Annotated in this window: 18 protein-coding genes and 3 pseudogenes; 16 read left to right on the top strand and 5 right to left on the bottom strand. The window is 67.5% G+C overall.

The window, feature by feature from the left end; genetic code table 11:
* The 8 genes and pseudogenes from ACWD4J_RS24510 to ACWD4J_RS24475 form a co-directional block, all read left to right on the top strand.
* Positions 1-253, top strand: a pseudogene (locus ACWD4J_RS24510) (alcohol dehydrogenase); the annotation flags it as partial.
* Positions 254-282: 29 nt separating this feature from the next.
* On the top strand, positions 283-1,317 hold the full coding sequence (locus tag ACWD4J_RS24505) for a zinc-dependent alcohol dehydrogenase (protein ID WP_451397566.1): 1,035 nt from the start codon (positions 283-285) through the stop codon (positions 1,315-1,317).
* Positions 1,318-1,472: 155 nt separating this feature from the next.
* Positions 1,473-2,279, top strand: a complete 807-nt coding sequence (locus tag ACWD4J_RS24500; protein WP_451397565.1) for a DeoR/GlpR family DNA-binding transcription regulator — start codon at positions 1,473-1,475, stop codon at positions 2,277-2,279.
* A complete protein-coding gene (locus ACWD4J_RS24495) occupies positions 2,276-3,013 on the top strand; it encodes an HAD family hydrolase (RefSeq protein WP_451397564.1) in 738 nt (245 codons plus the stop codon). The genes ACWD4J_RS24500 and ACWD4J_RS24495 overlap by 4 nt, the downstream gene beginning before the upstream one ends.
* Before the next feature lie 317 nt (positions 3,014-3,330).
* Positions 3,331-3,843 carry a MarR family winged helix-turn-helix transcriptional regulator gene (locus ACWD4J_RS24490; RefSeq protein WP_451397563.1) on the top strand — a complete coding sequence of 171 codons (513 nt, stop codon included), beginning with the start codon at positions 3,331-3,333 and terminating at the stop codon, positions 3,841-3,843.
* A 165-nt stretch (positions 3,844-4,008) separates the two neighbouring features.
* Positions 4,009-4,536 carry an AMP-binding enzyme gene (locus tag ACWD4J_RS24485; protein WP_451397562.1) on the top strand — a complete coding sequence of 176 codons (528 nt, stop codon included), beginning with the start codon at positions 4,009-4,011 and terminating at the stop codon, positions 4,534-4,536.
* Between the two features lie 193 nt (positions 4,537-4,729).
* Positions 4,730-4,960, top strand: a pseudogene (locus ACWD4J_RS24480) (transposase); the annotation flags it as partial.
* A 276-nt stretch (positions 4,961-5,236) separates the two neighbouring features.
* Positions 5,237-5,929: an alpha/beta hydrolase gene (locus tag ACWD4J_RS24475; RefSeq protein ID WP_451397570.1), complete on the top strand. Its 693-nt coding sequence runs from the start codon at positions 5,237-5,239 to the stop codon at positions 5,927-5,929.
* A gap of 516 nt (positions 5,930-6,445) precedes the next feature.
* On the opposite strand, the gene ACWD4J_RS24470 is transcribed toward ACWD4J_RS24475, so the two are convergent.
* The 3 genes from ACWD4J_RS24470 to ACWD4J_RS24460 all read right to left on the bottom strand — a co-directional run bounded on the left by ACWD4J_RS24470 (position 6,446) and on the right by ACWD4J_RS24460 (position 9,495).
* Positions 6,446-7,198: an SDR family NAD(P)-dependent oxidoreductase gene (locus ACWD4J_RS24470; protein ID WP_451397561.1), complete on the bottom strand. Its 753-nt coding sequence runs from the start codon at positions 7,196-7,198 to the stop codon at positions 6,446-6,448.
* 119 nt (positions 7,199-7,317) lie between these two features.
* Positions 7,318-8,694, bottom strand: coding sequence for an MFS transporter (locus ACWD4J_RS24465; RefSeq protein ID WP_451397560.1), 1,377 nt, complete (start codon positions 8,692-8,694; stop codon positions 7,318-7,320).
* A gap of 30 nt (positions 8,695-8,724) precedes the next feature.
* Positions 8,725-9,495: an IclR family transcriptional regulator gene (locus ACWD4J_RS24460; protein WP_451397559.1), complete on the bottom strand. Its 771-nt coding sequence runs from the start codon at positions 9,493-9,495 to the stop codon at positions 8,725-8,727.
* Between the two features lie 608 nt (positions 9,496-10,103).
* Here ACWD4J_RS24460 and ACWD4J_RS24455 point away from each other — a divergent pair.
* Positions 10,104-11,106: pseudogene (locus tag ACWD4J_RS24455) on the top strand (integrase core domain-containing protein).
* 1,023 nt (positions 11,107-12,129) lie between these two features.
* On the opposite strand, the gene ACWD4J_RS24450 reads toward ACWD4J_RS24455, so the two are convergent.
* Positions 12,130-12,567 (bottom strand): winged helix-turn-helix transcriptional regulator, encoded by a 438-nt coding sequence (locus ACWD4J_RS24450; RefSeq protein ID WP_383406480.1) that lies wholly within the window; start codon positions 12,565-12,567, stop codon positions 12,130-12,132.
* Positions 12,568-12,708: 141 nt separating this feature from the next.
* Here ACWD4J_RS24450 and ACWD4J_RS24445 point away from each other — a divergent pair, with 141 nt between their 5' ends.
* From ACWD4J_RS24445 to ACWD4J_RS24415, 7 genes are all read left to right on the top strand, one after another.
* The gene (locus tag ACWD4J_RS24445) at positions 12,709-13,581 is read left to right on the top strand and encodes an aldo/keto reductase family oxidoreductase (RefSeq protein WP_451397558.1); all 873 of its coding nucleotides are present in this window, start codon (positions 12,709-12,711) and stop codon (positions 13,579-13,581) included.
* 294 nt (positions 13,582-13,875) lie between these two features.
* Positions 13,876-15,153, top strand: a complete 1,278-nt coding sequence (locus ACWD4J_RS24440) for an ISL3 family transposase (protein ID WP_451397557.1) — start codon at positions 13,876-13,878, stop codon at positions 15,151-15,153.
* 431 nt (positions 15,154-15,584) lie between these two features.
* Positions 15,585-16,910, top strand: coding sequence for a cytochrome P450 (locus ACWD4J_RS24435; RefSeq protein WP_451397556.1), 1,326 nt, complete (start codon positions 15,585-15,587; stop codon positions 16,908-16,910).
* On the top strand, positions 16,907-18,142 hold the full coding sequence (locus tag ACWD4J_RS24430) for an NAD(P)/FAD-dependent oxidoreductase (RefSeq protein WP_451397555.1): 1,236 nt from the start codon (positions 16,907-16,909) through the stop codon (positions 18,140-18,142). Before ACWD4J_RS24435 ends, ACWD4J_RS24430 begins: the two co-directional genes overlap by 4 nt.
* 15 nt (positions 18,143-18,157) lie before the next feature.
* On the top strand, positions 18,158-18,478 hold the full coding sequence (locus ACWD4J_RS24425) for a 2Fe-2S iron-sulfur cluster-binding protein (protein ID WP_451397554.1): 321 nt from the start codon (positions 18,158-18,160) through the stop codon (positions 18,476-18,478).
* A 30-nt stretch (positions 18,479-18,508) separates the two neighbouring features.
* Complete coding sequence (locus tag ACWD4J_RS24420; protein WP_451397553.1) at positions 18,509-19,612, top strand: NAD(P)-dependent alcohol dehydrogenase; 1,104 nt, start codon at positions 18,509-18,511, stop codon at positions 19,610-19,612.
* Positions 19,613-19,629: 17 nt separating this feature from the next.
* The gene (locus ACWD4J_RS24415) at positions 19,630-21,087 is read left to right on the top strand and encodes an aldehyde dehydrogenase (RefSeq protein ID WP_451397552.1); all 1,458 of its coding nucleotides are present in this window, start codon (positions 19,630-19,632) and stop codon (positions 21,085-21,087) included.
* 93 nt (positions 21,088-21,180) lie between these two features.
* On the opposite strand, the gene ACWD4J_RS24410 is transcribed toward ACWD4J_RS24415, so the two are convergent.
* Positions 21,181-22,350, bottom strand: coding sequence for a LuxR C-terminal-related transcriptional regulator (locus ACWD4J_RS24410; RefSeq protein WP_451397551.1), 1,170 nt, complete (start codon positions 22,348-22,350; stop codon positions 21,181-21,183).
* Between the last annotated feature and the right edge of the window lie 709 nt (positions 22,351-23,059).

Raw genomic sequence — 23,059 nt, 5'->3', positions numbered from 1 at the left:
GGTCTCCGACTACGCGACGACGGCCACCATCTCGCCGTACCGCATCTACAACCAGGAGATCACGATCACCGGCTCCATGGCCGTCCTGCACAGCTTCGAACGCGCCGCGGACCTCTTCGCCACCGGAGTCATCGACCCGGACGTCTTCATCAGCGACCGCCTCCCCCTGGCGGCGTTCCCGGACGCGATCGCCCGCTTCCAGGCGGGCATCGGCCGCAAGATCCAGATCCAGCCCGGCCTCGCCACCGCGTGAACGCCCGAACCGAACGGAACTCCGCCACCATGACCCAGCAGATCCGCCGCGTACTCGTCCGCTCCCTCGACGACATCACCATCGAGCACGTGTCCGCCCCCGTCCCCGGGGACGACGAACTCCTGATACGCACCACGGTCGTCGGCGTGTGCGGCTCCGACACCCATGCGGCGGCCGGCCACCATCCCTTCATCGACCTGCCCTACCGCCCCGGTCACGAGGCGGTAGGCGTCGTCGCCGCGGCAGGGAAGGGAGCCGAGGACTTCGCTCCCGGCGACCGGGTGATCATCGAACCCAACCTGTACTGCGGCCGGTGCCCCCAGTGCCGCTCCGGCCGCTACAACATCTGCCAGGAGCTGGAGGTCTTCGGCTGCCAGACGCCCGGCGCCATGACCGACCTGTTCACCATCCCGGCCGACCGCGTCCACCGCGTACCCGACGGCATGACCGACATCGAGGCCGCCCTTGTCGAGCCCCTGGCCACACCGGTGCACGCCGTGGCGAAGGCCGGTGACCTCACCGGCCGCACGGTGGCCGTACTCGGCGCCGGCCCCATCGGCCTGCTCACCCTCCTCGCCGCCCGGCACGCCGGCGCCGCCCGGATCGCCGTCACCGACCTGTTGGACGGCAAGCGGGAGAGGGCGCTGCGCCTAGGCGCCGACACGGCCCTGCCCGCCGACGCCCCCGACCTGGTCCAGCAGGCCCACGCGGCGCTCGGCGGTGCGGTCGACGTCGTCTTCGACTGCGTGTCCCGGGAGCAGTCCATGGCCCAGGCCACCGACCTGGTGGCCAAGGGCGGCCACATCGTGGTGGTGGGCGTGGGCGCCGCCGGCACGACCCCGATCCGTCTGGACCTGGTCCAGGACCGGGAGATCCGCATCGAGGGCACCCTGATGTACACGGGCGAGGACTACCGCACCGCGATGTCCCTGATCGCCTCGGGCGCCGTCGACACCGCCGAGATCGTCACCGCCACCTACCCGCTGGAGGACGCCGCCAAGGCGTTCGCCGCATCCGTCGACCCCGAGCAGGTCAAGGTGCTGGTCACGGTGGACGGTCCGTAGGCCCGCGGCCACACAGGTATGCACCCAGGTATGCAGGTCGTACGCCGCAGCCATCGCCACACGGCCGATCCGAGGTCCGCGGGCCGGACGGGCCCCGGCCTCCACCGGCCCGTGTGGGAAACTGCGAGACCGGAGCGACCGGGAAGGAGGGGCGTGTGACCGCCCGTACGCGACTGTCACAGGCCGCCGTCGAGGAGCGGCGCCAGGCCGTGCTGCAGTACGTCGCCGAACACGGCAAGACCCGCATCGACGACCTCGCCCGGCACTTCGACGTCAGTCTGATGACGATGCACCGGGACCTGGACGACCTCGCCGGGCGCCATCTGCTGCGCAAGGAGCGCGGGCGCGCCGTCGCCTTCCCCGCCCTCACCATGGAGACCGCCACCCGCTTCCGGGAGAACAGCGCCCTCGCGGCCAAGAACGCGCTGTGCGCGGCCGTCGCCGACCGGATCAGGCCGGGCAGCACGCTACTCATGGACGACTCGACCACCCTGTTCCCCCTGGTCCCCGCGCTGGCCGAGCTGGACCAGCTCCACGTCGTCACCAACTCCATCGGCCTCGCGCAGCGCCTCGGCTCCGCGCCCGGCGTGACCGTCACCCTGCTGGGCGGCCACTACCGGGGCGACTTCAACTCCTGCACCGGTCCCACCGTCACCCGCGCCCTGTCCCAGATCCGGGCCGACCTCGCCCTGATGTCCGCCACCGCCGTCCTGGAAGGCCGCCTGTTCCACCCCCTGAACGACTACGTCGAGGTGAAGCTGGCCATGCTCGCCTCCGCCGAACAGGCGCTGCTCCTGGCGGACCACTCGAAGTTCGGCAAGACCGCCACGTACGCCTACGGCACCGTGGCCGACTACCACGCCGTCATCACCGACACCGGCACCCCCGAGGCGGAACTCGCGGCCATAAGCGGCCGCGGAGTCCCCGTCGAGACGATCGAACCCGAAGAGCCCTCCCTGTGATCCATACCCTGTTCGAAACACCGAGCGCCTACCGCCCCAGCGACGTCGAGATCGCCGCGCCCGTGCCCCCGGTCCAGGCCGTGCTGTTCGACTTCAGCAACACCATCTTCCAGATGATCGACCTGGAGACGTGGCTGCGCCGGGTCGGCGCCGCCTCCGGCCGCCTCGCCGTGCTGGACGAGCCCGGCGCGGTGGCCGAGATCTCCGACCAGTTGCGCGCCGCCTTCCTGCTGCCCTCCGTCGTCGCCCTCCAGGAAGGCCGGGACCTCTCTGCCGAACAGCACCGCCGCGCCATGCGGGGATGGTGGGAGCAGGTGGACTTCCTGCGCGGCGTGGAGGATGCGGCCTACCGGGAACTCATCGCCCCGGACGCCTGGGCCCCCTATCCCGACACCGAACCGGTCCTGCGTGCCCTGCGCGAGCGCGGACTGCGCATCGCCATCGTCAGTGACTTCGCCTGGGACCTGCGCACCCACCTCGCCCACCACGGGCTGGACGCTTTGATCGACACCTGCGTCATCTCCTACGAGCAGGGCCGCGAAAAGCCCGACCCGCAGCTGTTCCTCAAAGCCTGCGCCGACCTCGGCGCGGACCCCCGCGCCACCCTCATGGTCGGCGACAATCCGGTCCGCGACGGCGGCGCGACCGCCTGCGGCCTGCGCACCTACATCCTGCCGGCGGAACACCGCACCGGTGAGCGCGGCTTGGCGGACGTGCTGCGCCTCGTGCTCTGACATCGGGGCCCGACGCCGTGCCTTCGTCGAGCCCGTCGAGGACGGCGGCATCGCCAAATGGCAGGGCAGCGAAGCCCACGGCCTGTCGTACGCCCTCACCCGCGCCATGCGAGACGTCCTCCTTGGCACCGACCCCGACGTCCGCCTCGCCCGCCGCGCCACCGCGCCCCTTGCCGAACTCCGCATGAACCGCTCACTCCGCGAAGTGAGCGCCGTGCAGTATCGCCTGCGGGCAGCACGACGAGGCTACAGTTCAATTACTTGAGTCAGCACACCAATAATTGCTTTAGTCAAGCAAGTAATATAGAATGTGAAACATGACCGCAGCGCTACGAACAACCACTCCCGTCTCGATGGACGTGGTCGAACAAGCCCTCAGCCGCATCACGTACCTGACCAGCCGGGTCCGGGAGCACGACCGCCTCGTGGCCCGGGCCGGAGTGCCGCTCGACCGTGCGGCCGTGGCGCTCCTGCGGCAGGTCGACGACGCCGAGCCTCTCCGCCCCAGCGAGCTGGCCGGTCGGCTGGCTGTGGAGGCGTCCCATGTCACCCGGCAAGTGCAGCAGTTGCAGAAGGCCGGCTACCTGACCCGCGTCCCCGACCCCGATGACCGCCGCGCGCAGCTCATCCAGCTCACCCCCCTCGGCCGCGACGCCGTCGAGCGCGTCCGCGACGCCAGTCGCCGGAGTATGGCGGGGGCGCTTGCCGGGTGTTCGCCCGAGGAACTGCGGCAGCTTGCCACCCTGTTCCACCGGATGGTCGACGACTTCCTCGCCTACAAGGGCGGGGATGAGACCCAGGAAGGCACAGAGGCGTCAGCCGCCGGCTGAGCGCCGCAGGAGATCCGGCGCCCGCCCCATCGGCCTGGTCGGCGCCTCGGCAGCCCGAATTACGTAACCAAGTCCCGACGCCGGCGGACTGACCGAGACCGTCTCGGGCGACGCCTTCGTCGACCGGAGCACGCACCGTCCAAGCTGGGTTCGGTCGGCCGGCCCGTGCCGCACACCCGGGTCAGGATCGTCGACGACACTGGCAACGAGGTCCCGGCCGGCCCACTGGGCGAGATCACGCTGCGCGGCCTGAAGGGCTCCGCGGGCTACTGGCGCGACGAGAAGGCCACGGCCGCAGCGCTCAAGGACGGCTGGTTGCACACCAGGGACATCGGGCACGTCGACGAGAACGGCTTCCTCTTCATCGGCGACCGCAAAAAGGACATGATCGTCTCCGGCGGCGAGAACATCGCCACGCCCGAGGTCGAACGGGTCCTTTACGAACACCCCGCCGTCCTGGAGGCCGCCGTGGTCGGCCTGACTTACCCCCGCTGGAACGAGGCCCCCGCGCCTTCGTGTCTCGACAGCCTCGAGGCCGAACTGTCCGCGCACGGCGGCAAAGTGCTGGTGCTCCCTGGCTCCGTCGTCGACTCCGCCGCCGTACGGACCATGGTGGAGCCCGGTGGCAACGGGACGGCACCTGGCATCGGATCTTCACCGAACTCCAGGCCTGGGCCGACGCGAAAGAGCTGATCACCTGGGACATCAACGTCGACTCCACGGTGTGCCGGGCCCACCAGCACGCCGCCGGTGCGAGGAAAAGGGGGAGCTGCAGAAGGAGCCGCCCGGCGGCGTCACCGTCGAGCCGGACGACCACGGGCTCGGCCGCTCGCGCGGCGGCCTGACCATCAAGCTGCACTTGGCCGTCGAACAGGGCCAGAAGCCCATGTCGATCGTGATCACGGCCGGGCAGCGCGGCGATTCCCCGCAGTTCGAGCCCGTCCTGAACAAGGTCCGTGTCCCGCGTCTCGGGCCGGGCAGGCCCCGCGCCCGGCCCGATCGCGTGCGCGCCGACAAGGCGTACGCCTCCCGCAAGAACCGCGCCTACCTACGGCGGCGCGGGATCCGCTGCACCATCCCGGACAAGGCCGACCAGGCCCGCAACCGCAAAAACGCGGTCCGCGCGGCGGCCGGCCGCCGAAGTTCGCCCCGCAGGACTACAAGGCTCGGCACGCGGTCGAGTGCGGCATCAACCGCCTCAAGAGGAATCGGGCCGTGGCCACGCGATACGACAAGCTCGCGGTCCGCTACGAAGCCACCGTCCTCGTCGCCGCCATCAACGAATGGTTGTGACCGGCCTACTGTGGCGGCGCATGGGTTTCTTCGAAGCTCACCGTTCTGCTGTCAGCCAAGCGTGTCGCGGCTCCGATGGCATGGGCGACAGGATCGTCACATGCAGCCGATCTTCGTTCTCGTGCACAGTCCTTCCGTAGGTCCCTCGACCTGGCGCCCTGTGGCCGAACACCTGACGGCGGCGGGATACCAGGTACGGGTGCCGTCCCTGCTGCACATAGGCGCCGGCGCTCCGCCCTTCTGGCCCCGCATCGTCACTGCCGTCCGCGACGACCTCCGGCAGGTCCCGGCCCACAGCCCTCTCACGTTGGTGGCACACAGCAACGCAGGCTTGTTTCTCCCGGCGATTCGCTCGGGCCTCGACCATCCGGTGACCAGCTCGATCTTCGTCGATGCCGCGCTGCCGGCCGGCGGACCGACCCCTGTCGCATCACCCGAGGTGCTGGAGTTCCTCCGCCCGATGGCTGTGAACGGCAGGCTGCCGCGCTGGACAGACTGGTGGGACGAGGCAGACGTCGCACCCATGTTCTCCGATCCGACGATGCGACAGACAGTCATTGAGGAGCAGCCCACCCTGCCGCTGTCCTACTACGAACAGCACATCCCGGTCCCCGACGGCTGGGATGACCATCCCTGCTCCTACTTGCTGTTCGGCCCTCCGTATAACGACCTTGCCGCCGAAGCGCGCGAACGCGGCTGGCGTGTGGCACACCTGCCCGGTGCACACCTCCATCAGATCATCGATCCTGCTGGCACAGCCCGGCACCTCGTCGAACTCGCCACTACGACTTGATCCACTTCCGATTCATGCCCTAGATCAACACCCCCTCCGAGACGCTCCCGCAGCGAATCCCTGGGCTCTCACTCCGCATCAACCATTAGGTGCAGCTTTCCTCGAACGGGGCCTCGGCCACCGGGCACTTGCGGCTGCTCTGCCTGTGCACCATCGTGCGCACGGATGATCCCGCGGAGCGGGATGCCGTGATTCTCGATGTCGATTACCAGGACACGTTCATGAAGTCGGCGGGCAGTGGAACTTCCAGGAGCTCCACGGGCGTGCCCATCAGGTCTCCAACTGGGATCAAGATGGGTGGGTGAAGCAGCCGTTCCGTGCTTGAGCGTCTCCCCGCTTCAGACTGAGACTGCGAGCCGAGGGGGCCGTCCGGCAACAGTGACACCCACGTGTGAACCCACGGCATCCACCTGCGTATGCGCCAGGTCGGAGCACACATGCCGCCGCCCACCAGGCCAGACGACGGCATGTGTGAAGTTGGGCATGGCAGCCTCGGATGAGGTCGCACATCCTGCCTCACCCGTACCAGTTGAAGACCTCCGTAGCGCCGCCGTCGACCACCAGCGCCTGGCCGTTGATCGAGGACGCTTCATCACTGGCGAGGAATGCGAACGCGGCCGCGACTTCTGTGGGCGTGACGATGCGGGCCGTGGGCGTCTTCCGCTGGAAGTTCTCGCGGTTCGTCTGGTCGAGCATCGGGGTCTCCATCGCTCCGGGACAGACTGCGTTGACCGTTATGCCGGTGCCCCAGAAGTCCAGCAGCAGCGACTTGGTGAGATTGACGACGCCCGCCTTGGACGCGCCATAGGCAGGGAAGGCGTAACCGCGGGTGGCGGCGATGGACGCGGTGTTGATCACCCTGCCCCAGCCGCGAGCGACGAGGTCCTCCGAGAAGACGCGCGTGACCAGGTACGTGCCGGTCAGGTTCACGTCGAGGACCTTGCGAAAGGCGTCGCCGTCCAGATCGGCCATCTGCAGCCGACTGAGGATCCCCGCGACGTTGGCGATCGTGTCGACCGGCCCGACGCGGTCGTGGACGGTCTCGCGGAGGCTTAGCAGCGCGGACTCGGAGGTGATGTCTGCCTCGGCCGACTCGACCTGGGCTCCAGTCTCGGAGGCTATGGCGCGTGCGGCCTCTTCGGCAGCCGCACCATTGACGTCGACGGCCATGACGGTGGCCCCTTCGGCAGCGAACCGGTGGGCGACCGCACGGCCGAGTCCTCCGGCGGCCCCCGTCACCAGGACGGTCCGTCCGGTAAACCTGCTCACTTCTCTCTCCTTTCCTCGTGGCCCCCAGTGGGGCCGTGGCGGCGTCTCGTCCACCGTGTTTCAGCGGACTTGTTTCCTTGTGGCCCCTGTTGAGCCCTGGTGGAGCGTGGTCCGCTGTCTCAACAGGCTGGGCCGTGCCCGGGCTTCGGGTCGGCCACCTGCGTGCCGGTCTCCCCGGTCGGTGCGACAGCTTCTGCACCGGCTGCCTGGAATGAGGGCCGCCGGCCAGAGTCCGGTGCGGCGTGCGTTCCGCTCGCGGTCGGCGAGCTCAGTACCAGGCGGGACGAAGACCGCCTGATCACCCGCCGATTAGCGATCATGATGACGGCGCAGGCCACCGCAGCGGCGAGCGAGAACTCGACCACGGCTGCCGCCATCCCCTGCAAGGTGACAAGCAGCCCGACCGCGATGATGGGAAGGCCGAGGCCCGCATAGGTGATGGTGTAGAAGGCGGCGAGCACCGTCCCACGCACCTCGGGCGCTTCGGTCACCAGGGCGCCGTTGATCTGTTGCATGCCTCCGGAGAAGGCCAGGCCGTGGCCGACGCCTGTCACTGCAGTGACCATGAAGAGCAGTGGCAACGACTGGAGTTGATTCACCACGAGGAGGCTCAGCATGCCGACGATGAGCAGCAGAAGCCCCAGGCGTTGTCCGAGATGATGCGACATCCGCCGGACGCTGAGCTGTGTGGCGGCCGAGCAGATCATGATCAGAGCTGCGGCGGACGCGCCCACGAGCAGGTTGTCGGCACCGAGCAGCTCGGTGATCCACGACGGCACGACAGCCTGGAACAGACCCACGACCGCCCATGAGACAGCTGACGTCGAGACGCCGACGCCAAAGGCAGTGCGGACCGTGTGCGGTACGCGCGGCAGCGCTATCCGCACCTTCGGCCGGGTGCCGCGGCGGTATCGTCCCGACGCAGGCAGGACGACGACAGCCACGAGGCCGGGCACCAGGGTGCACAGATACACCAGGTAGGGCAGGACGAAGCCGTGCGGTAGGTACTGGGCGAGGGCGCCTGCTCCCAGAGGGCCGAGCGCAGCACCCACGGCCGTAGTCGCCGTCGCCGCGGTTCCGGCCTTGCTGTGGTCTCCGTCCGGTTCGTGCTCGACCAGGGCCGCGGCGCCGGCCGCCGAACAGGTGCCGACGGACAGGCCATGAGCGATCCGGCCGGCAAACAGCCAAGGCGTGGAATCGGCGCAGGCCATCAAGGTGGCGCCGAGGGCGCCGAACAGAAGCGCTGTCGCGAGAACGGGGCGGCGCCCGATGGCGTCCGACAGCGGCCCGAACACCAGCAGGGCCGGCACAAGAGCTGCGGCGTACACCGCGAAGATGAGTGTTTGCGTCACGGGCGAGAAACCGAATTCTTCACGGTACGCGCCGTACAGCGGGCTGGGCATGTTCGCGCCCACGAGCAGAATGATCAGTATGTATCCGATGCCGTGAAAGTGACGGCGTATCCACCGGCCCGGCTTATGGCCTCCGGTTGTCATGCTCCTCCGTATCTCGTGTCGATTTCGGCGTCAGCTTCGCTTGCCCCGGAACAGGGCAGCGGAGCGCCGCAGTTCTTCCGCCCACCGAACGAGCGCGGCGTCGTCGCCGCGATCAGCGGGCGCGCAGGCCATGAGGGCCAGCCTGGTGCGCCAACTGGGGCCACCCAGTGGGACTCCCACCGAGTGCATGCCGTTGATGGACTCGCCGCGGCTGAACGCGTATCCCTGCTCGCGAGTGACGGACAGCTCGTCGAGCAGCTCCGCTCGGGAGGTGATGGTGCGCGGGGTGAGTCCAGGCAGGGTCTCCTCCGGGTAGAGCGCACAGACCTGCTCGTCCGTCAGCTGCGCGAGCAGCAGCTTGCCGCCTGACGTGGCGTGCGCGGGAAAGGTGCGCCCGATCTCCAGGGCCACCCGGACCTCGTGCGGGGACTGGCGCCCGCTGGTGATGATCGTCTGACTGCCGATCAGCGCGACGGTCTGAACCGTCTCCTGAGTGCGGGACCACGCGTCGTCGAGTACGGTCCCCGACCGCGCCCGCGTCACGTCGTCGAATCCCGCAGGTGCGCTGAGACGAGCCAGCTCGGGGCCCGCGACGTAGCCGCGGCCGGGCGTTTTCCTCGTGAGGAACCCCTGCGCTTCCAGCGTGACGAGCAGCCGGTGCGCGGTCGACCGGGCCACATCCAGCGTTTTCGCCGCGTCAGTGACGGTCATGGCTTGGTCGGTGGGAAACAGACGCAGCAGGCGCAGGCCTGCCTCCAACGACTCGTTGATATATGCCTTGGCGGGCTGCTGCTCTTCCACGCTGTTCCTTCACCTTTCACACCGGTTCAGGCCGATAGCGCCTTACGCGTCGTACTGCAGGTGTTCACGCTGAGCGGCCGACCACAGCTCAACCGCTTCGTTCCCCAGAACAGTACACTTGGCATGCATCGAGAGACAAATGCGCCATTTTTGTCTCTCCTGTCAAGACAAAAATGGCGGTGGCGCTATGCCGGGGACGCCGGAATCAGGGCGCGGCCTTCTGCGAGTCCACGGCCACTGCCCGCCGCTCCCGCCGCGCGGCTCGCCCTTCAGGGCGATGTGACGCGACGCCTTCGCAGCCCGACCGGTCGTGGTCGGGCTGCGAGGGCGCGAGCGCGTCAGGCCGTTGTCGTGCGGTATGCGTGCAGGGATGGGTCGACGACGTTGCCCTGGCCGAAACCCATCCGGCCTGGTGGGAGCCTATGTGCGGGGTGTACCGGACCTCGAGGCTGTCGCTCAGAGCCGATGCCCTCGCGCGGCTGTGGGTCGCCGCGGCATGCTGATCAACCGTACTGTTGCGACTCGCCTACCTGACCGTGTCGAACGCGTTCGCCCTACTACGCCTGCTGCCGATGAGCCTTCGAGAGAAGGACACAGAAATCCTGGCCCTGCGTCACCAACTCTCGGTACTGGAGCGTCAACTCGGTGGGCAGAGGGTGCGGTTCACCCCGAGTGACCGGGCCCTCCTGGCAGCCCTGCTCCACCGCCTCCCGATGGATGTGCTGCGCAGGCTGCGCCTGCTGGTGCGTCCGGACACGCTGTTGCGCTGGCATCGCGACCTGGTGGCGCGCCGCCACGCTGCCGCCTCGCGGCCGAAGCACCCGGGCAGACCGCGGACCGTCCACTCCGTCCAGGGCCTGGTGCTGCGCCTGACACGGGACAATCCCACGTGGGGCTACCGGAGGGTGCACGGCGAACTGCTCGTTCTGGGCGTGAAGGTCGCCGCCTCCACGGTCTGGCAGATCTTGCGGGAGGCCGGGATCGACCCGGCGCCCAAGCGGGCCTCCAGCACCTGGGCCGCGTTCCGGCGCTCCCAGGCCGATGCCCTGCTGGCCTGCGACTTCCTGGAAACGGTCACCTTGTCCGGGGCGCGGCTGTGCGTGCTTGCCATGATCGAGCACGCCAGCCGACGGATCCGGGTCCTGGGCGCGCGCGACCGCGCATCCGACTGCCTCGTGGGTGGCGCAGGCCGCCAAGAACGTGGTCATGGATCTCGAGGACGCCGGCTGCCGGGCGCGGTTCCTGATCCGGGACCGGAACGGGAAGTTCCCTGCCCTGTTCGACGCGGTCCTCGCCGATGCGGGGATCGAGGTCGTGCTCAGCGGCGTCCGGATGGCGAGGATGAACTCGATCATGGAAAGGTGGGTGCAGACCTGTAGGCGCGAGCTGCTGGACCGGACCTTGATCTGGAATCAGTGGCATCTGCTCCACGCCCTGCGGGAGTTCGAGCGTTTCTACAATTTGCACCGGCCCCACCAGGGCATCGCGAATGTCCGCCCGCTGAACCCGTTGTCCCCGCCGATCGCCGATCCGGACCAGATCGCCGGCCTCGAGGTACCAAGACGCGATCGCCTTGGCGGCATTCTCCACGAGTACGAACATGCCGCATGACCTGCCCGGACGAGGATTCCGGCAAGGGCAGGCTGGATGGACAGCCACGGTACAGGCGTTCGAGCCCGCCTGTACCCGGTGCACCCGGGAGTCCGGAACGACATCACCACGTGGAAGGATGCGACCCCTGTCTCTGCCGGAATGACGAAGTTCTCCAACGTACGTGGACTGGTTGCCTGAAAGGCCGGACGTTCCGCCATGGCGCCTGGCTGTGCATCGAGTTCAACAAGACCGATGACACGCCGTGCGCGAAGATCCACCGCTGACAGCTGGTCGCACCGTTGCCGGCGCCCGGAGCTGAGCGTGAGGCTACGTCCGCATGCTCGGCGGGCGGTGAATCCAACGAGGGCGCCTGCGCGCACCAGGGCATGGTTGGTAAACGCCCCCTACATCCCGTAATCGCCGCTTACCTCCACTCCCTCGCCGACAAGGGGACGCACGAGAACACCAGCACCCCGTCGGCAGCCCCTCCGACCTGCACAGCACCCCGGAACCGCGTTCAACTTCTTGATGAATTGCCCACCCAGACATGGAGCCCTCGCCGTCAAGGGGACACCGAAATCAGACAAGGGGTCGCCCCTTCACGCGACCCCCTTTGAGGCTCTGGGAGCAAATCGACCCCTTGACCAATAAAAGCTGGGAGCAGCAGGCCCGCCGGACGAGGGGCATGACCATCTCGACCGGATCGGGCGATCGGCGGTCAACATCAATTGACGCCGACGACGGCGACTGGGAGCGGTGGGAGCAATTGGGAGCGATGAGGGCTCCCAGTTTGCTCCCAAACACGCGTCAGGGGCACTCCTAAGAGTGCCCCTGAGCTGCGGAAACATCCGACTTCACCGTCGGGACGACAGGATTTGAACCTGCGACCCCTTGACCCCCAGCATTCTTCGTTCGAAGACTTGTGAAGCCGTTGCGCGCTCGAGCGCCCAGTCATAGACGGTTGCCGGACGTTGATGGCTCTTCGCAGTTGAGGGTGTAGCGCCGAGAATGTGGAGCTGTTGGACGGTTGGATGTGAGTCGTCAGGAGGTGCGAGAGTCGTAGTTCTCGCGGTTTGCGAGGACCTCGGCCATGTGCGCCTGCGCCCAGTTTCTGAGCCCGCGCGTCATGTGGTGGAGCGAGAGGCCGAGGTCGGTCAGCTCGTAGGCGACGGTGACAGGGACGGTTGGCGTCACGGTACGGGTGAGCAGACCATCGTGCTCCAGCGATCGTAGCGTCTGGGTCAGCATCTTCTGGCTGACCCCGGCCAGAAGACGAGAGATCTCGGAGTAACGCATCGCCTTCGGAGCGTCTGCGTGTGCTGCACCGGGCTGGCCAGCGCTGTTGTCGCCGCCCAGCGCACACAAGATCAGGACGACCCACTTGTCCGAGATCCGGTCGAGCAGCTGCCGACTGGGGCACCCTGCAAGGAACGCGTTGTACTCCACCTTGGCCTGAGCCCTCTTCTGGGCCGCCTTCATCGTCGTCACTGATCGCACCTCTCACCAATGGGTGGGTTACGCACTCCCAAGTGCCTACTTCCCGACAGGAAGTTTCTCTCCAATGCTGATGCAGGGAGGCAGCAGGCGCCACCCCCCAAGTGCACGACGAAAGGCAACAAAATGAGCACACCCTCCCCCTCTCTTCCCGGCGGCACCTGGACTCTGGGCGACCTGACCGTCACCCGGTTCGGCTACGGCGCCATGCAACTGGCCGGCCCATGGGTCATGGGGCCGCCCGCCGATCGCGAGGGTGCCCTGGCCGTTCTGCGTGAAGCGGTCGACGTCGGTATCACCCACATCGACACCAGCGACGCCTACGGGCCGCGCGTCACCAACGAGTTGATCCGCGAGGCACTGCACCCCTATCCCGAGTCGCTGCACATCGTGACCAAGGTGGGCGCGACCCGCGACGAACAGGGTGGCTGGCCTCCGGCCCGGCGACCCGAAGATCTGCGCCGCCAGGTCCACGACAACCTCAAGTCCCTCCGGCTCGACGTACTCGACCTGGTCAACCTCCGACTCGGCAACGCCGAAGGTCCCCAGCCCGGCTCGCTCGCCGAGGCGTTCGAGACGCTCGTCGAACTCCAGCAGCAGGGCCTGATCCGCCACCTCGGGGTCAGCAACGCCACCGAGGAGCAGGTCACCGAAGCACAGAGCATCGCGCCGATCGTGTGCGTGCAGAACATGTACAACCTCGCCCACCGCCACGACGACAAGCTCATCGACCGGCTCGCCCCCGACGGCGTCGCGTACGTGCCCTTCTTCCCCCTCGGGGGCTTTACCCCGCTTCAGTCCTCGGCGCTCTCGGCGGTCGCCGCTCGATTGGAGGCGGTACCGATGTCCGTCGCACTGGCCTGGCTGCTGCAGCGATCACCGAACATCCTGCTTATCCCCGGCACGTCATCGACGGCGCACCTGCGCGAGAACATCGCCGGCGCGGGACTCTCGCTCTCTCATGAGGACCTGACCGAGCTGGACGACATCGGCCGCTGAATGCCCCAGAGCTGAACGGCTCACAAGCCACGACCGAAGCCACCGTTCAAGTTCCGGCCCCGGTCACCCTCGCGCGACCGGGGCCAAAGCAGAACGATTCGCCCTCACCTGGATGACTTCAGATCATCAGCCGTCAGGAACCTGTGTCACACCGGCGGTGGAAGCTCACCCCGCGTCAGTGGCCTCGGGTAGGCGACGAGGTCTCCCGAGGAAGGGGGTTCCTACACCAAGCCCATCCGGAAGACCTCGACGTTGCACGACGCTACCCCTGAGGCGGGCTTCGCCCGCGCTGACATGAATACGTTCTGCCGCCTTGACGAGCTCGGGCTCGAAGTCACCGGTCAGCGACTCGCCCCGGATCGTGCGGTCCTCGCGTGCCGGGTCGTCGAGTCCGATCAGTGGTGCCGCCGCTGCGGTTGCGAAGGCACACCGCGTGACACCGTGACCCGGCGACTGGCGCACGAGCCACTCGGCTGGCGGCCCACGATCCTTCACGTCACGATCCGACGCTACCGCTGCATCGACTGTGGGCACGTGTGGCGGCAGGACACCACCAAGGCGGCTGAGCCGCGGGCGAAGCTCTCGCGCCGCGGGTTGCGGTGGGCCCTTGAAGCCATCGTCTGCCAGCACCTCACCGTCGCCCGTGTCGCCGAAGGGCTCGGGGTCGCCTGGAACACCGCCAACGACGCCGTCCTGGCCGAGGGGAAGCGCGTCCTCATCGACGACACCGGCCGGTTCGGCGACGTCACCGCGATCGGCGTCGACGAGCACGTGTGGCGCCACACCAGCCGTGGCGACAAGTACATCACCGTGATCATTGACCTGACCGGCAACCGCGACGGCACCGGCCCTGCCCGGCTGCTCGGCATGATCGAAGGCCGCTCCAAGCAGGCTTTCAGCGCCTGGCTCGCCGAACGCGAAGAGTCCTGGCGCAACCGCGTCGAGGTCGTCGCGATGGACGGTTTCACCGGGCTCAAGACCGCCGCCAGCGAGGAACTGCCCGACGCGGTCGCGGTCATGGACCCATTCCACGTCGTGCGTCTGGCCGGCGACGCACTCGACCGATGCCGCCGACGTGTCCAACTGGCCATCCACGGGCACCGCGGACGCAGGAGCGACCCGCTCTATACCGCACGGCGAGCCCTCCACACCGGCGCTGACCTGCTCACCGACAGGCAGAAGGACCGACTGGCCGCGCTGTTTGCGAGCGACGCTCACGTTGAGGTCGAAGCCACGTGGGGGGTCTACCAGCGGATGATCGCCGCCTACCGCGAACCCGATCGGAGGAACGGCCGAGAGCTGATGGTGAAGTTGATCGAGTCGGTCAGCCAGGGCGTCCCGAGCGCGTTGAGCGAGATCATCACACTCGGCCGGACACTGAAGAAGCGAGCCACCGACGTGCTGGCCTACTTCGAACGCCCGGGCACGTCCAACGGACCGACCGAGGCCATCAACGGACGGCTTGAACACCTCCGCGGCTCCGCCCTCGGATTCCGCAACCTCACCAACTACATCGCCAGATCCCTGCTGGAAACCGGCGGCTTCAGGCCACGACTACACCCTGGATTGTGAAGAGCCACGTTGATGCTTCATCGGTGCCGCTTCCGCTCGACAGCCGCTGGTTCGATCCATTGGTAGACAGCAACGCGCCTTTTCGAACTGTTGGCTGCCACCACTCCCGCGCTGGGCCTTGCGCGCAGGCTCGCGGTCAGCGCCCGCTCGACCGGCGATCGTGCTTCGACTCGCCAGCGAGCATTCTGTTCGTGGTGCGCGGCCAACAAGACGACCTCGGGGCCACCGACCACACCTAGGCATTCCCTGTCCGGGAACTCTTAACAACCGACTGGGACTGGGGCAGTCCAGGGGAAGTGCGGAGGGAGAAATCTCCCCCCTCCAAGGGCGATGTACGGCCCAGGTCCCGCATCCAGCATGGGACCACTTCGCGACGAGCCGCCGTCCGGAACTGCGACACCGCAGCACCGGACCTTCGCATGGGAGGGGTCATGACCACCACCGAAGCCACGGAAGTCCCTGTCGTACCGGACGACATCGCCCAACGGGTCGTCTTCCCGGAAGGACACCGGGACGACGTGCCGCTCTTCGAGGCGTACCACTGGCTGCGCGAGAACAACCCCCTCGGCCAGGCCAGGGTTGAGGGCTACGACCCCGTCTGGCTGGTCAGCAAGCACGCGGACATCATGGAGATCGAACGGCAACCCGACGTCTTCACCAGCGGAGGCGGTGCCGAGCCCGGCTCGCACAACCCGATCCTGCAGAACCAGGCGGGTGACCAGTTCACCAAGAGTCTGACCGGCGGCAGCCTGCGCATCCTGGACACCCTCACCTACCTTGACCCGCCTGAGCACACAGCGGTCAAGGACATCGCCGCCGACTGGTTCCGGCCGGCGAACCTCAAGAAGTGGGAGGAGACCATCCGGGCCCTGGCACGGGAAGCGATCGGGAAGTCCCTGCACAGCGGCACCAACGACATCGACTTTGTCCAGGACTTCGCCCTCTTCTACCCGCTGCACGTCATCATGAGCCTGTTCGGGGTTCCCGAGCAGGATGAACCCCGGATGATGGCGCTGACCCAGGAGTTCTTCGGCACCGCCGACCCGGAGACGCAGCGCGCCGATGTCGAGCCGCTCACCCCGGAAGCCGCTGCCCAGCAGTGGTCGGCCGCCATCAACGACTTCTACGCGTACTTCGACGTGCTCGTGGAGGACCGCAGGAAGTCTCCTCGGGACGATCTCGCGACAATCATCGCTTCGGCGAGGACGGAGAGCGGCGAGTACTTCGCCAAGACCTTCGCCTACGGCTGGTTCATCGCCATCGCTACGGCCGGTCACGACACCACCTCCAGCACGATGGCTGGGACTATCGAGCAACTGGCTCTGCATCCCGATCAGCTCGCCAAGGTCCAGCAGAACCCCAATCTCGTGTCCGACCTGGTCAACGAAGGGCTCCGGTGGTCGTCGCCGGTCAAGCATTTCACCCGGCAGGCCACCCAGGACTACACGCTGCGCGGTCGACGGATCAGCAAGGGCGACCGCTTCATGCTGCTCTACCAGTCTGCTAACCGGGATGCCGATGTGTTCGATCAGCCGGACCTCTTCGAGATCGAGCGGCGGCCGAACAAGCACGTCGCCTTCGGCTACGGGCCTCACATGTGCATCGGCCAGCACCTGGCGAAGCTTGAACTTCGCATCATGTTCGAGGAGCTTCTGCCGCGGATCAGGAGCATCGAGCTCACCGGCGAACGCAAGGTCGTCCAGACGAACTTCGTCGGCGGGCTGCGGAAGCTACCGGTCCGCCTGGAGCTGTCGTGACGGGGCTGAGAGCCGACGACGCACGGCGTGTGGTGGTCGTCGGCGCCGGCCACGCGGGGGCCACTCTGGTCGGGCTGCTCCGCCAGGGCGGGTATCGCGGAGAGGTCGTCCTACTCGGGAACGAGACAGACTTCCCGTACCAGCGGCCGCCGCTGTCCAAGAAGTTCGCCGGCGGCGATCTGGAGCAGTGGCTGCGGCCGGCGGAGTTCTACCGCGAGCAGGGCATCGAGCTGCTGCTGGGCGAGCAGGTCGTTACCCTCGACCGGACCACTCAGCAGGTGCACACGTCCTCTGGGCACACGTACGCCTACGACATCCTCGTCCTGGCCACCGGGGCCCGGCCGCGAACCCTGCCGGTGCCCGGCGCCGACCTCGACGGCGTGATCACGCTGCGAACCCTGGCCGATGCCCGCGTCCTGAGCAAGTACGTACTCGAGAAGCGCAGGCTCGCCATCATCGGCGGCGGGTACATCGGCTTGGAGGTGGCCGCGGCCGCGCGGACCCACGGCGTCGACGTCACCGTGGTGGAGCGGGAGCAGCGCGTGCTGGCCCGCGTCGCAAGCACGCGGTTCGCAGGGATCCTCGCGGAGCGCCACCAGGCCCGGGGAAGCACAATCATCACCGGGGCTGAGGTCGTCCGGTTGTCCGGGCGAGGCGGGCGAGTCGGTGAAGTCGTACTGAGCGACGACACTCACCTCGCGTGCGACGCCGTGCTGGTCGGGGTCGGAGCGGTCCCGCGGGACGAACTGGCCAGGTCAGCGGGCCTGGAGTGCGACGGGGGGATCGTGGTGGACGGGCTGGCGCGCACCAGCGATCCGTCGGTCCTCGCGATCGGCGACGTCACTTGCCGACGCGTCGCCGGCCTGGACGGGATGCTCCGTCTGGAGAGCATCCCCAGCGCGACGGAGCAGGCGAGGCAGGCGTGCTCGGCCATTCTGGGCAGTGCCCCGCCGCCTGACGAGGTCCCCTGGTTCTGGTCCGACCAGGTCGACCTCAAGCTGAAGATCGCCGGAGTGGTCAAGGGAGTACGTGACGTCGTGCTCCGGGGAGACCCAGCATCGGGACGCTTCGCGCTGTTCCACCACGAGGACCAGGTCATCACCGCCGTGGAGTCGGCCAACGCCCCGGCCGACTTCGCAGCGGGCAAGAAGTTCATCGCGTCCCGCCGACGAGTCGACCCGCTGCGGCTGGCAGACCCCGAGACGCCCCTCTCCGACACCGTCTTGAAGTGAGCACGGAGCCCCACCATGCCCAAAGTCGTATACATCCTGCCCGACCGAGCCGTCCATGAGGTCGACGTCCCCTGCGGGCAGAGCGTGATGGACGGATCGGTCCGCAACAACCTGCCCGGGATCATCGCCGAGTGCGGCGGCAGCTGTTCCTGCGCGACGTGCCATGTGTACGTGGATGAAGCGTCTCAGGTGCGGTTCGCCGAGGCCTCGGACGAAGAGCGGGAACTGCTCGAATTCGCCGACGGTCTCCAGCCGAATTCACGGCTGGCGTGCCAGCTGATCATCAACGAAACCTGCGACGGAGTACGGGTCACGGTGGCGGGCACCAACGGCTGATCCAGCTCCCCGACTAAGGAGTAACCAACGATGGACATCACCGCGGCGGTCGCGAAGGAAATCAGCGGGCCGTTCTCGCTGGAAAGGATTGCTCTGGCCGCTCCGGCGGCCGACGAGATCGTTGTCGAAATCGCCGGTGTCGGGCTGTGCCACACCGATCTCGCCGCCAAGGACGGTCACCTGCCGTTTCCGCTCCCTGGCGTGTTCGGGCACGAAGGGAGCGGAGTGGTCGTCGCCGTCGGCAGCACGGTCACCAAGGTGGCCTCCGGCGACAAGGTCGTGTTGAGCTTCAACAGCTGCGGGCAGTGCACGCAGTGCCGGAAGGGTGAACCCGCCTACTGCCAGCAGTTCATGGCGTTCAACTTCGGCGGGACCCGGCCTGATGGCACCAGCACTCTTCACCTCGGCGACACCGCGCTGGGATCGGAGTTCTTCGGCCAGTCGTCGTTCGCCACGCACGCGATCGCGCACGAACGCAATGTCGTGAAGGTCGCCGACGACGCTCCCCTGAGCTTGCTCGGCCCCCTGGGCTGCGGCGTTCAGACCGGCGCCGGAGCCGTCCTGAATTCGCTCAATTGCGCGCCTGGCTCTTCGCTGCTGGTGCTTGGGGGTGGTTCGGTCGGCCTGTCCGCCGTCATGGCGGGCGCCGTGCGCGAGCTCGCCACCGTTATCGTCGTCGAGCCCCATGCGCAGCGCCGCGACCTCGCGCTATCGCTGGGCGCCACCCACGCGATCGACCCGGCCGCAGGGCCACTGTCCGAACAGGTCCGCACGATCGTCCCTGAAGGCGTCGACTACGCCATCGACACGACCGGAATGGTCTCGGTACTGGAGCAGGCCATGCAGTCGCTTGGGCACCGGGCAAAGCTCGGCATCATCGGCGTTCCGGCCGATCCTGCTGCCGCTCTCCCGCTCAACCTGATCCAGGCGCAGGTTCTCGGGGTGACGGTAACCGGAATCGTGGAAGGCGACAGCGATCCGGATGTGTTCATCCCCCAACTGCTCGACCTGCATCGGACCGGCCGTTTCCCCTTCGACAAGTTGATCACGACGATGCCGTTCTCAGAGATCAACGAGGCCGTGGCGGCCCAGCACCGCGGCGAAGCCGTGAAGATCGTACTCGTGCACGAGTGAGCGCTAAGGAGTCGGACATGACGCTGATCGCATACGACCAGCTCTACGTGGGCGGCAGCTGGTCGAACCCAGCTACGTCCAACAGCATCCCGGTGTACTCGGCGACCACCGAGGAGCGTATCGGAGCGGTTCCGGAAGGCACCGCAGCCGATATCGACGTCGCGGTCACCGCCGCTCGACGTGCTTTCGACGACACGGAGGGCTGGGCGAGTTGGGAGCCGGCGCGTCGCGCCGAAGTACTCGAACGGTTCGCCGCGGCGCTGGAAAAGCGGAGTGCCGAGACCGCGCGCCGGGTCACCGTCCAGAACGGGATGCCCATCACCCTTGCCCACCAGTTCGAGGGCGGGTTTCCCGCGGTCCTGCTGCGCTATTACTCCCAGTTGATGACGGACAGCACCCAGGAGGAGACGCGGCCGGGGATGCTCGGCGGAATCTCCCGGATCATCCGGGAACCCATCGGTGTCGTCGCCGCGATCGTCCCGTGGAACGTGCCGCAGGCGATCACCTTCCTGAAGCTCGCTCCCGCTCTGGCCAGTGGCTGCACGGTAGTACTGAAGCCCGCCCCGGAGACGGTGCTGGACGCCCTGCTGATGTGCGAGGCCGCAGCAGAGGCCGGACTTCCCGACGGGGTGCTCAACGTGATCCCCGGCGGCCGGGAACTCGGCGCATATCTCATCTCCCACCCCCAGGTGGACAAGGTGTCGTTCACCGGGTCCACCGTCGCCGGGCGGGCGATCGCCGAGACATGCGGCCGGCTCCTGCGACCGGTGACCCTGGAACTGGGGGGAAAGTCCGCCGCGATCGTGCTCGACGACGCCGATCTGCAGGCCAACATCGAGAGCTTCTTCGCCGCAACTCTGCTGAACAATGGTCAGATCTGCTGGCTGGGAACCCGGGTGCTTGCTCCCCGCTCCCGCTATGCGGAAGTGGTGGACACCATCACCGGTCTGGTCACCTCGCTCACGGTGGGGGATCCGCTGGAGCCCACCACTCAGATGGGGCCGCTGGTGTCGTCGCGTCAACGCGACCGCGTGGAGTCCTACATCGCCAAGGGGTTGAGTGATGGCGCCCGGCTCACCGCGGGCGGCGGCCGGCCGAAGAACCGCGACCACGGCTGGTTCGTGGAACCGACGGTCTTCGCCGACGTCGACAACGCACACACCATCGCGCAGGAGGAGATCTTCGGTCCGGTGCTGTCGGTGATCCCCTACTCGTCGGAGGAGGAGGCGATAGCCACCGCCAACTCCAGCGACTACGGGCTCGGAGGCACGGTGTGGACGGCCGATCCGGACCGCGGTGAAGCATTGGCCCGCAAGGTCCATTCGGGCACCATCGGGATCAACGCGTACGCCAACGACCCGACCGCGCCGTTCGGCGGCATCAAGTGCAGCGGAATCGGGCGGGAACTGGGTCCGGAGGGACTGCACGGCTACCAGGCACTGAAGACGATCTACCTCGACCGGTCGAAGGCATAGCGCCACAGGGAGCGACGACGCACACGGGGACAGCGGTGTGCCGGGGACCTGTCAGGGCCCCGGCACACTCGCTTCCCGCACGGTCCGACGAGATCACTGGGGGGATCGGCTCGCGAGCTCTCTGACGAGCGCGACAGCCTCGGCGCGGTTCGCCGCACCGAGCTTCCGCAACAGATTCTTGACGTGCGTCTTCACCGTTTCGACGGAGACATACAGTTTGGCGGCGATCTGGGCGTTCGACTCGCCATCGGCGAGGTGCTGCAGTACTTCGACTTCACGGCGCGTCAGCTCTGTCAGCGGCCATTCCAAAGCATGAAGCAGTCTCGGCCACGGGACAGTAGCCGACGCGACGGACGGAGACTCCGGCGGCACTCCGAGGGCCAACGCGTCGGGGCCGAGGGAGCTCTCGATGAGATCGCCCACCGATCGCGCCTGGTCCTCCAGGCGGCTCCGGAGCGCGCTGAGCTGCTCATGGCAGAACGCGCGCTCGAAGGCAAAGCCCAGGCCCTCGGCGAATAGCCCGAGCAGCTCCCGGTCGAAGGACCTGACCGTGCCCGTCTCCACGTGCTGGTCGGCGTGGATCAGGCCGACGACCTCCCCTCTGGCGATCAGCGGAGCCGCGATGTAGTCCTTGGTACGAGCCAGAGTGATCAGTTCGCGGTGTACTCGGGGATTGCTCTGTGCATCCCGTACCAGGACCGGGATGCGATGGCGCACCAGTTCGGTCTCTGGAAGCTCCCTGCCCAATCGACCAGGAGAAGCACTTCCGATCCGGACCAGCTCCACCGCCAGCCAGGCATCCTCATGAGCGAACGCCGCCCGAGCGGCCCAGTCTGCTCCCTGCAGACGGGAGAGCAAGGCACGGCGGTAGCCGAGCCGGTTGATTTCGATCGGTGCCTGCTCGACGAGTTCGGCTACCGTTCCCACCGATCGCAGCCGCTGCAACGCCGCCCGTACATCCTTCACCGCGGCCGATCGCCTGCCGAGCTCGGCTTCGTTGACCAAGCTCCGGACCGCCTGCACCTCGATCAGCACGGCGGCGAGCTGGGACTCCGTGCCGCTGCTGCCCTGGAATCCGGCGAGCTGGCGGGCGAGGAGGTGTTCGGCGGCGTTCAGCGCCGCGTCGGCTCGCCGCACGTCGAGTGTGCCCCGTCCCGGCGCGAGGCTCGGTTCATTCATGATCGTGGAGACCTGCTTGAGCACCCGCCGGACAGCAGGGTGAAGGTCGTGCCGGTTTGCGGGAACGTCGTTGTCCACGGCCACTGTCTTCTCCTCAACGCATCACCGACGCTGGCGAGTAGAGGCCAAACGTCAGTCGCAAGTACTGGGAGGCAGCATCGCCCCGGCTCTCTGCGCGAAGCTTGCACACGATCCGCTCCACCCGCGATCCCCGCGGTCCGACAGGCGTCCTCGCCGTCGACCACGTCCACCGACCGCAACTGCTGAGAAGAGCACTGGTGGACCGGTACCGCCTCGTCCCACCCCAGACCCACGCCGATCCCCAGGGTCTCCACGAGGGCGCAGTACACGCCGCCGTGCGGCTTGCAGATGCTGGGGAGCGACGACACACGAGACCACCGCTGCTCGCGCCTCAAGCACCGCGAAGTCCATGCCCGGACCCGCGCCAAGCCCGCGTCGATCAGCCCTGTCGTCCATACCTTGGAGCATACCTTTTCTGGTCATACGGCGCACCAATTCGAAGGTCTAACCATTCGCGCCAGTATTCCCACCAGTACCCATCGCCGCCCCCCTCCCACGAGAGGATCAAGCGCCATCGGGTCCTCAGGGAATCAGCACGAATACGAAGGAGCAGCGTAGATCTGCAGGTCAGCGTCGCGTCACCCCGATGGCCTTCACGACCTCCCGCACCGCCTCGAAGATCCCGTTCGCAGGGCGGCCCGGACTGGCCGACATCAAAAGTAGGTCAGCGGCGACGGATCAAACACCGTGTCATGCAACCCCCGTCCACACA

The organism is Streptomyces sp. NPDC002577, assembly GCF_053594815.1.
The sequence above is the reverse complement of the archived record's forward strand: the minus strand, read 5'-3'. Positions and strand labels throughout refer to the sequence as shown.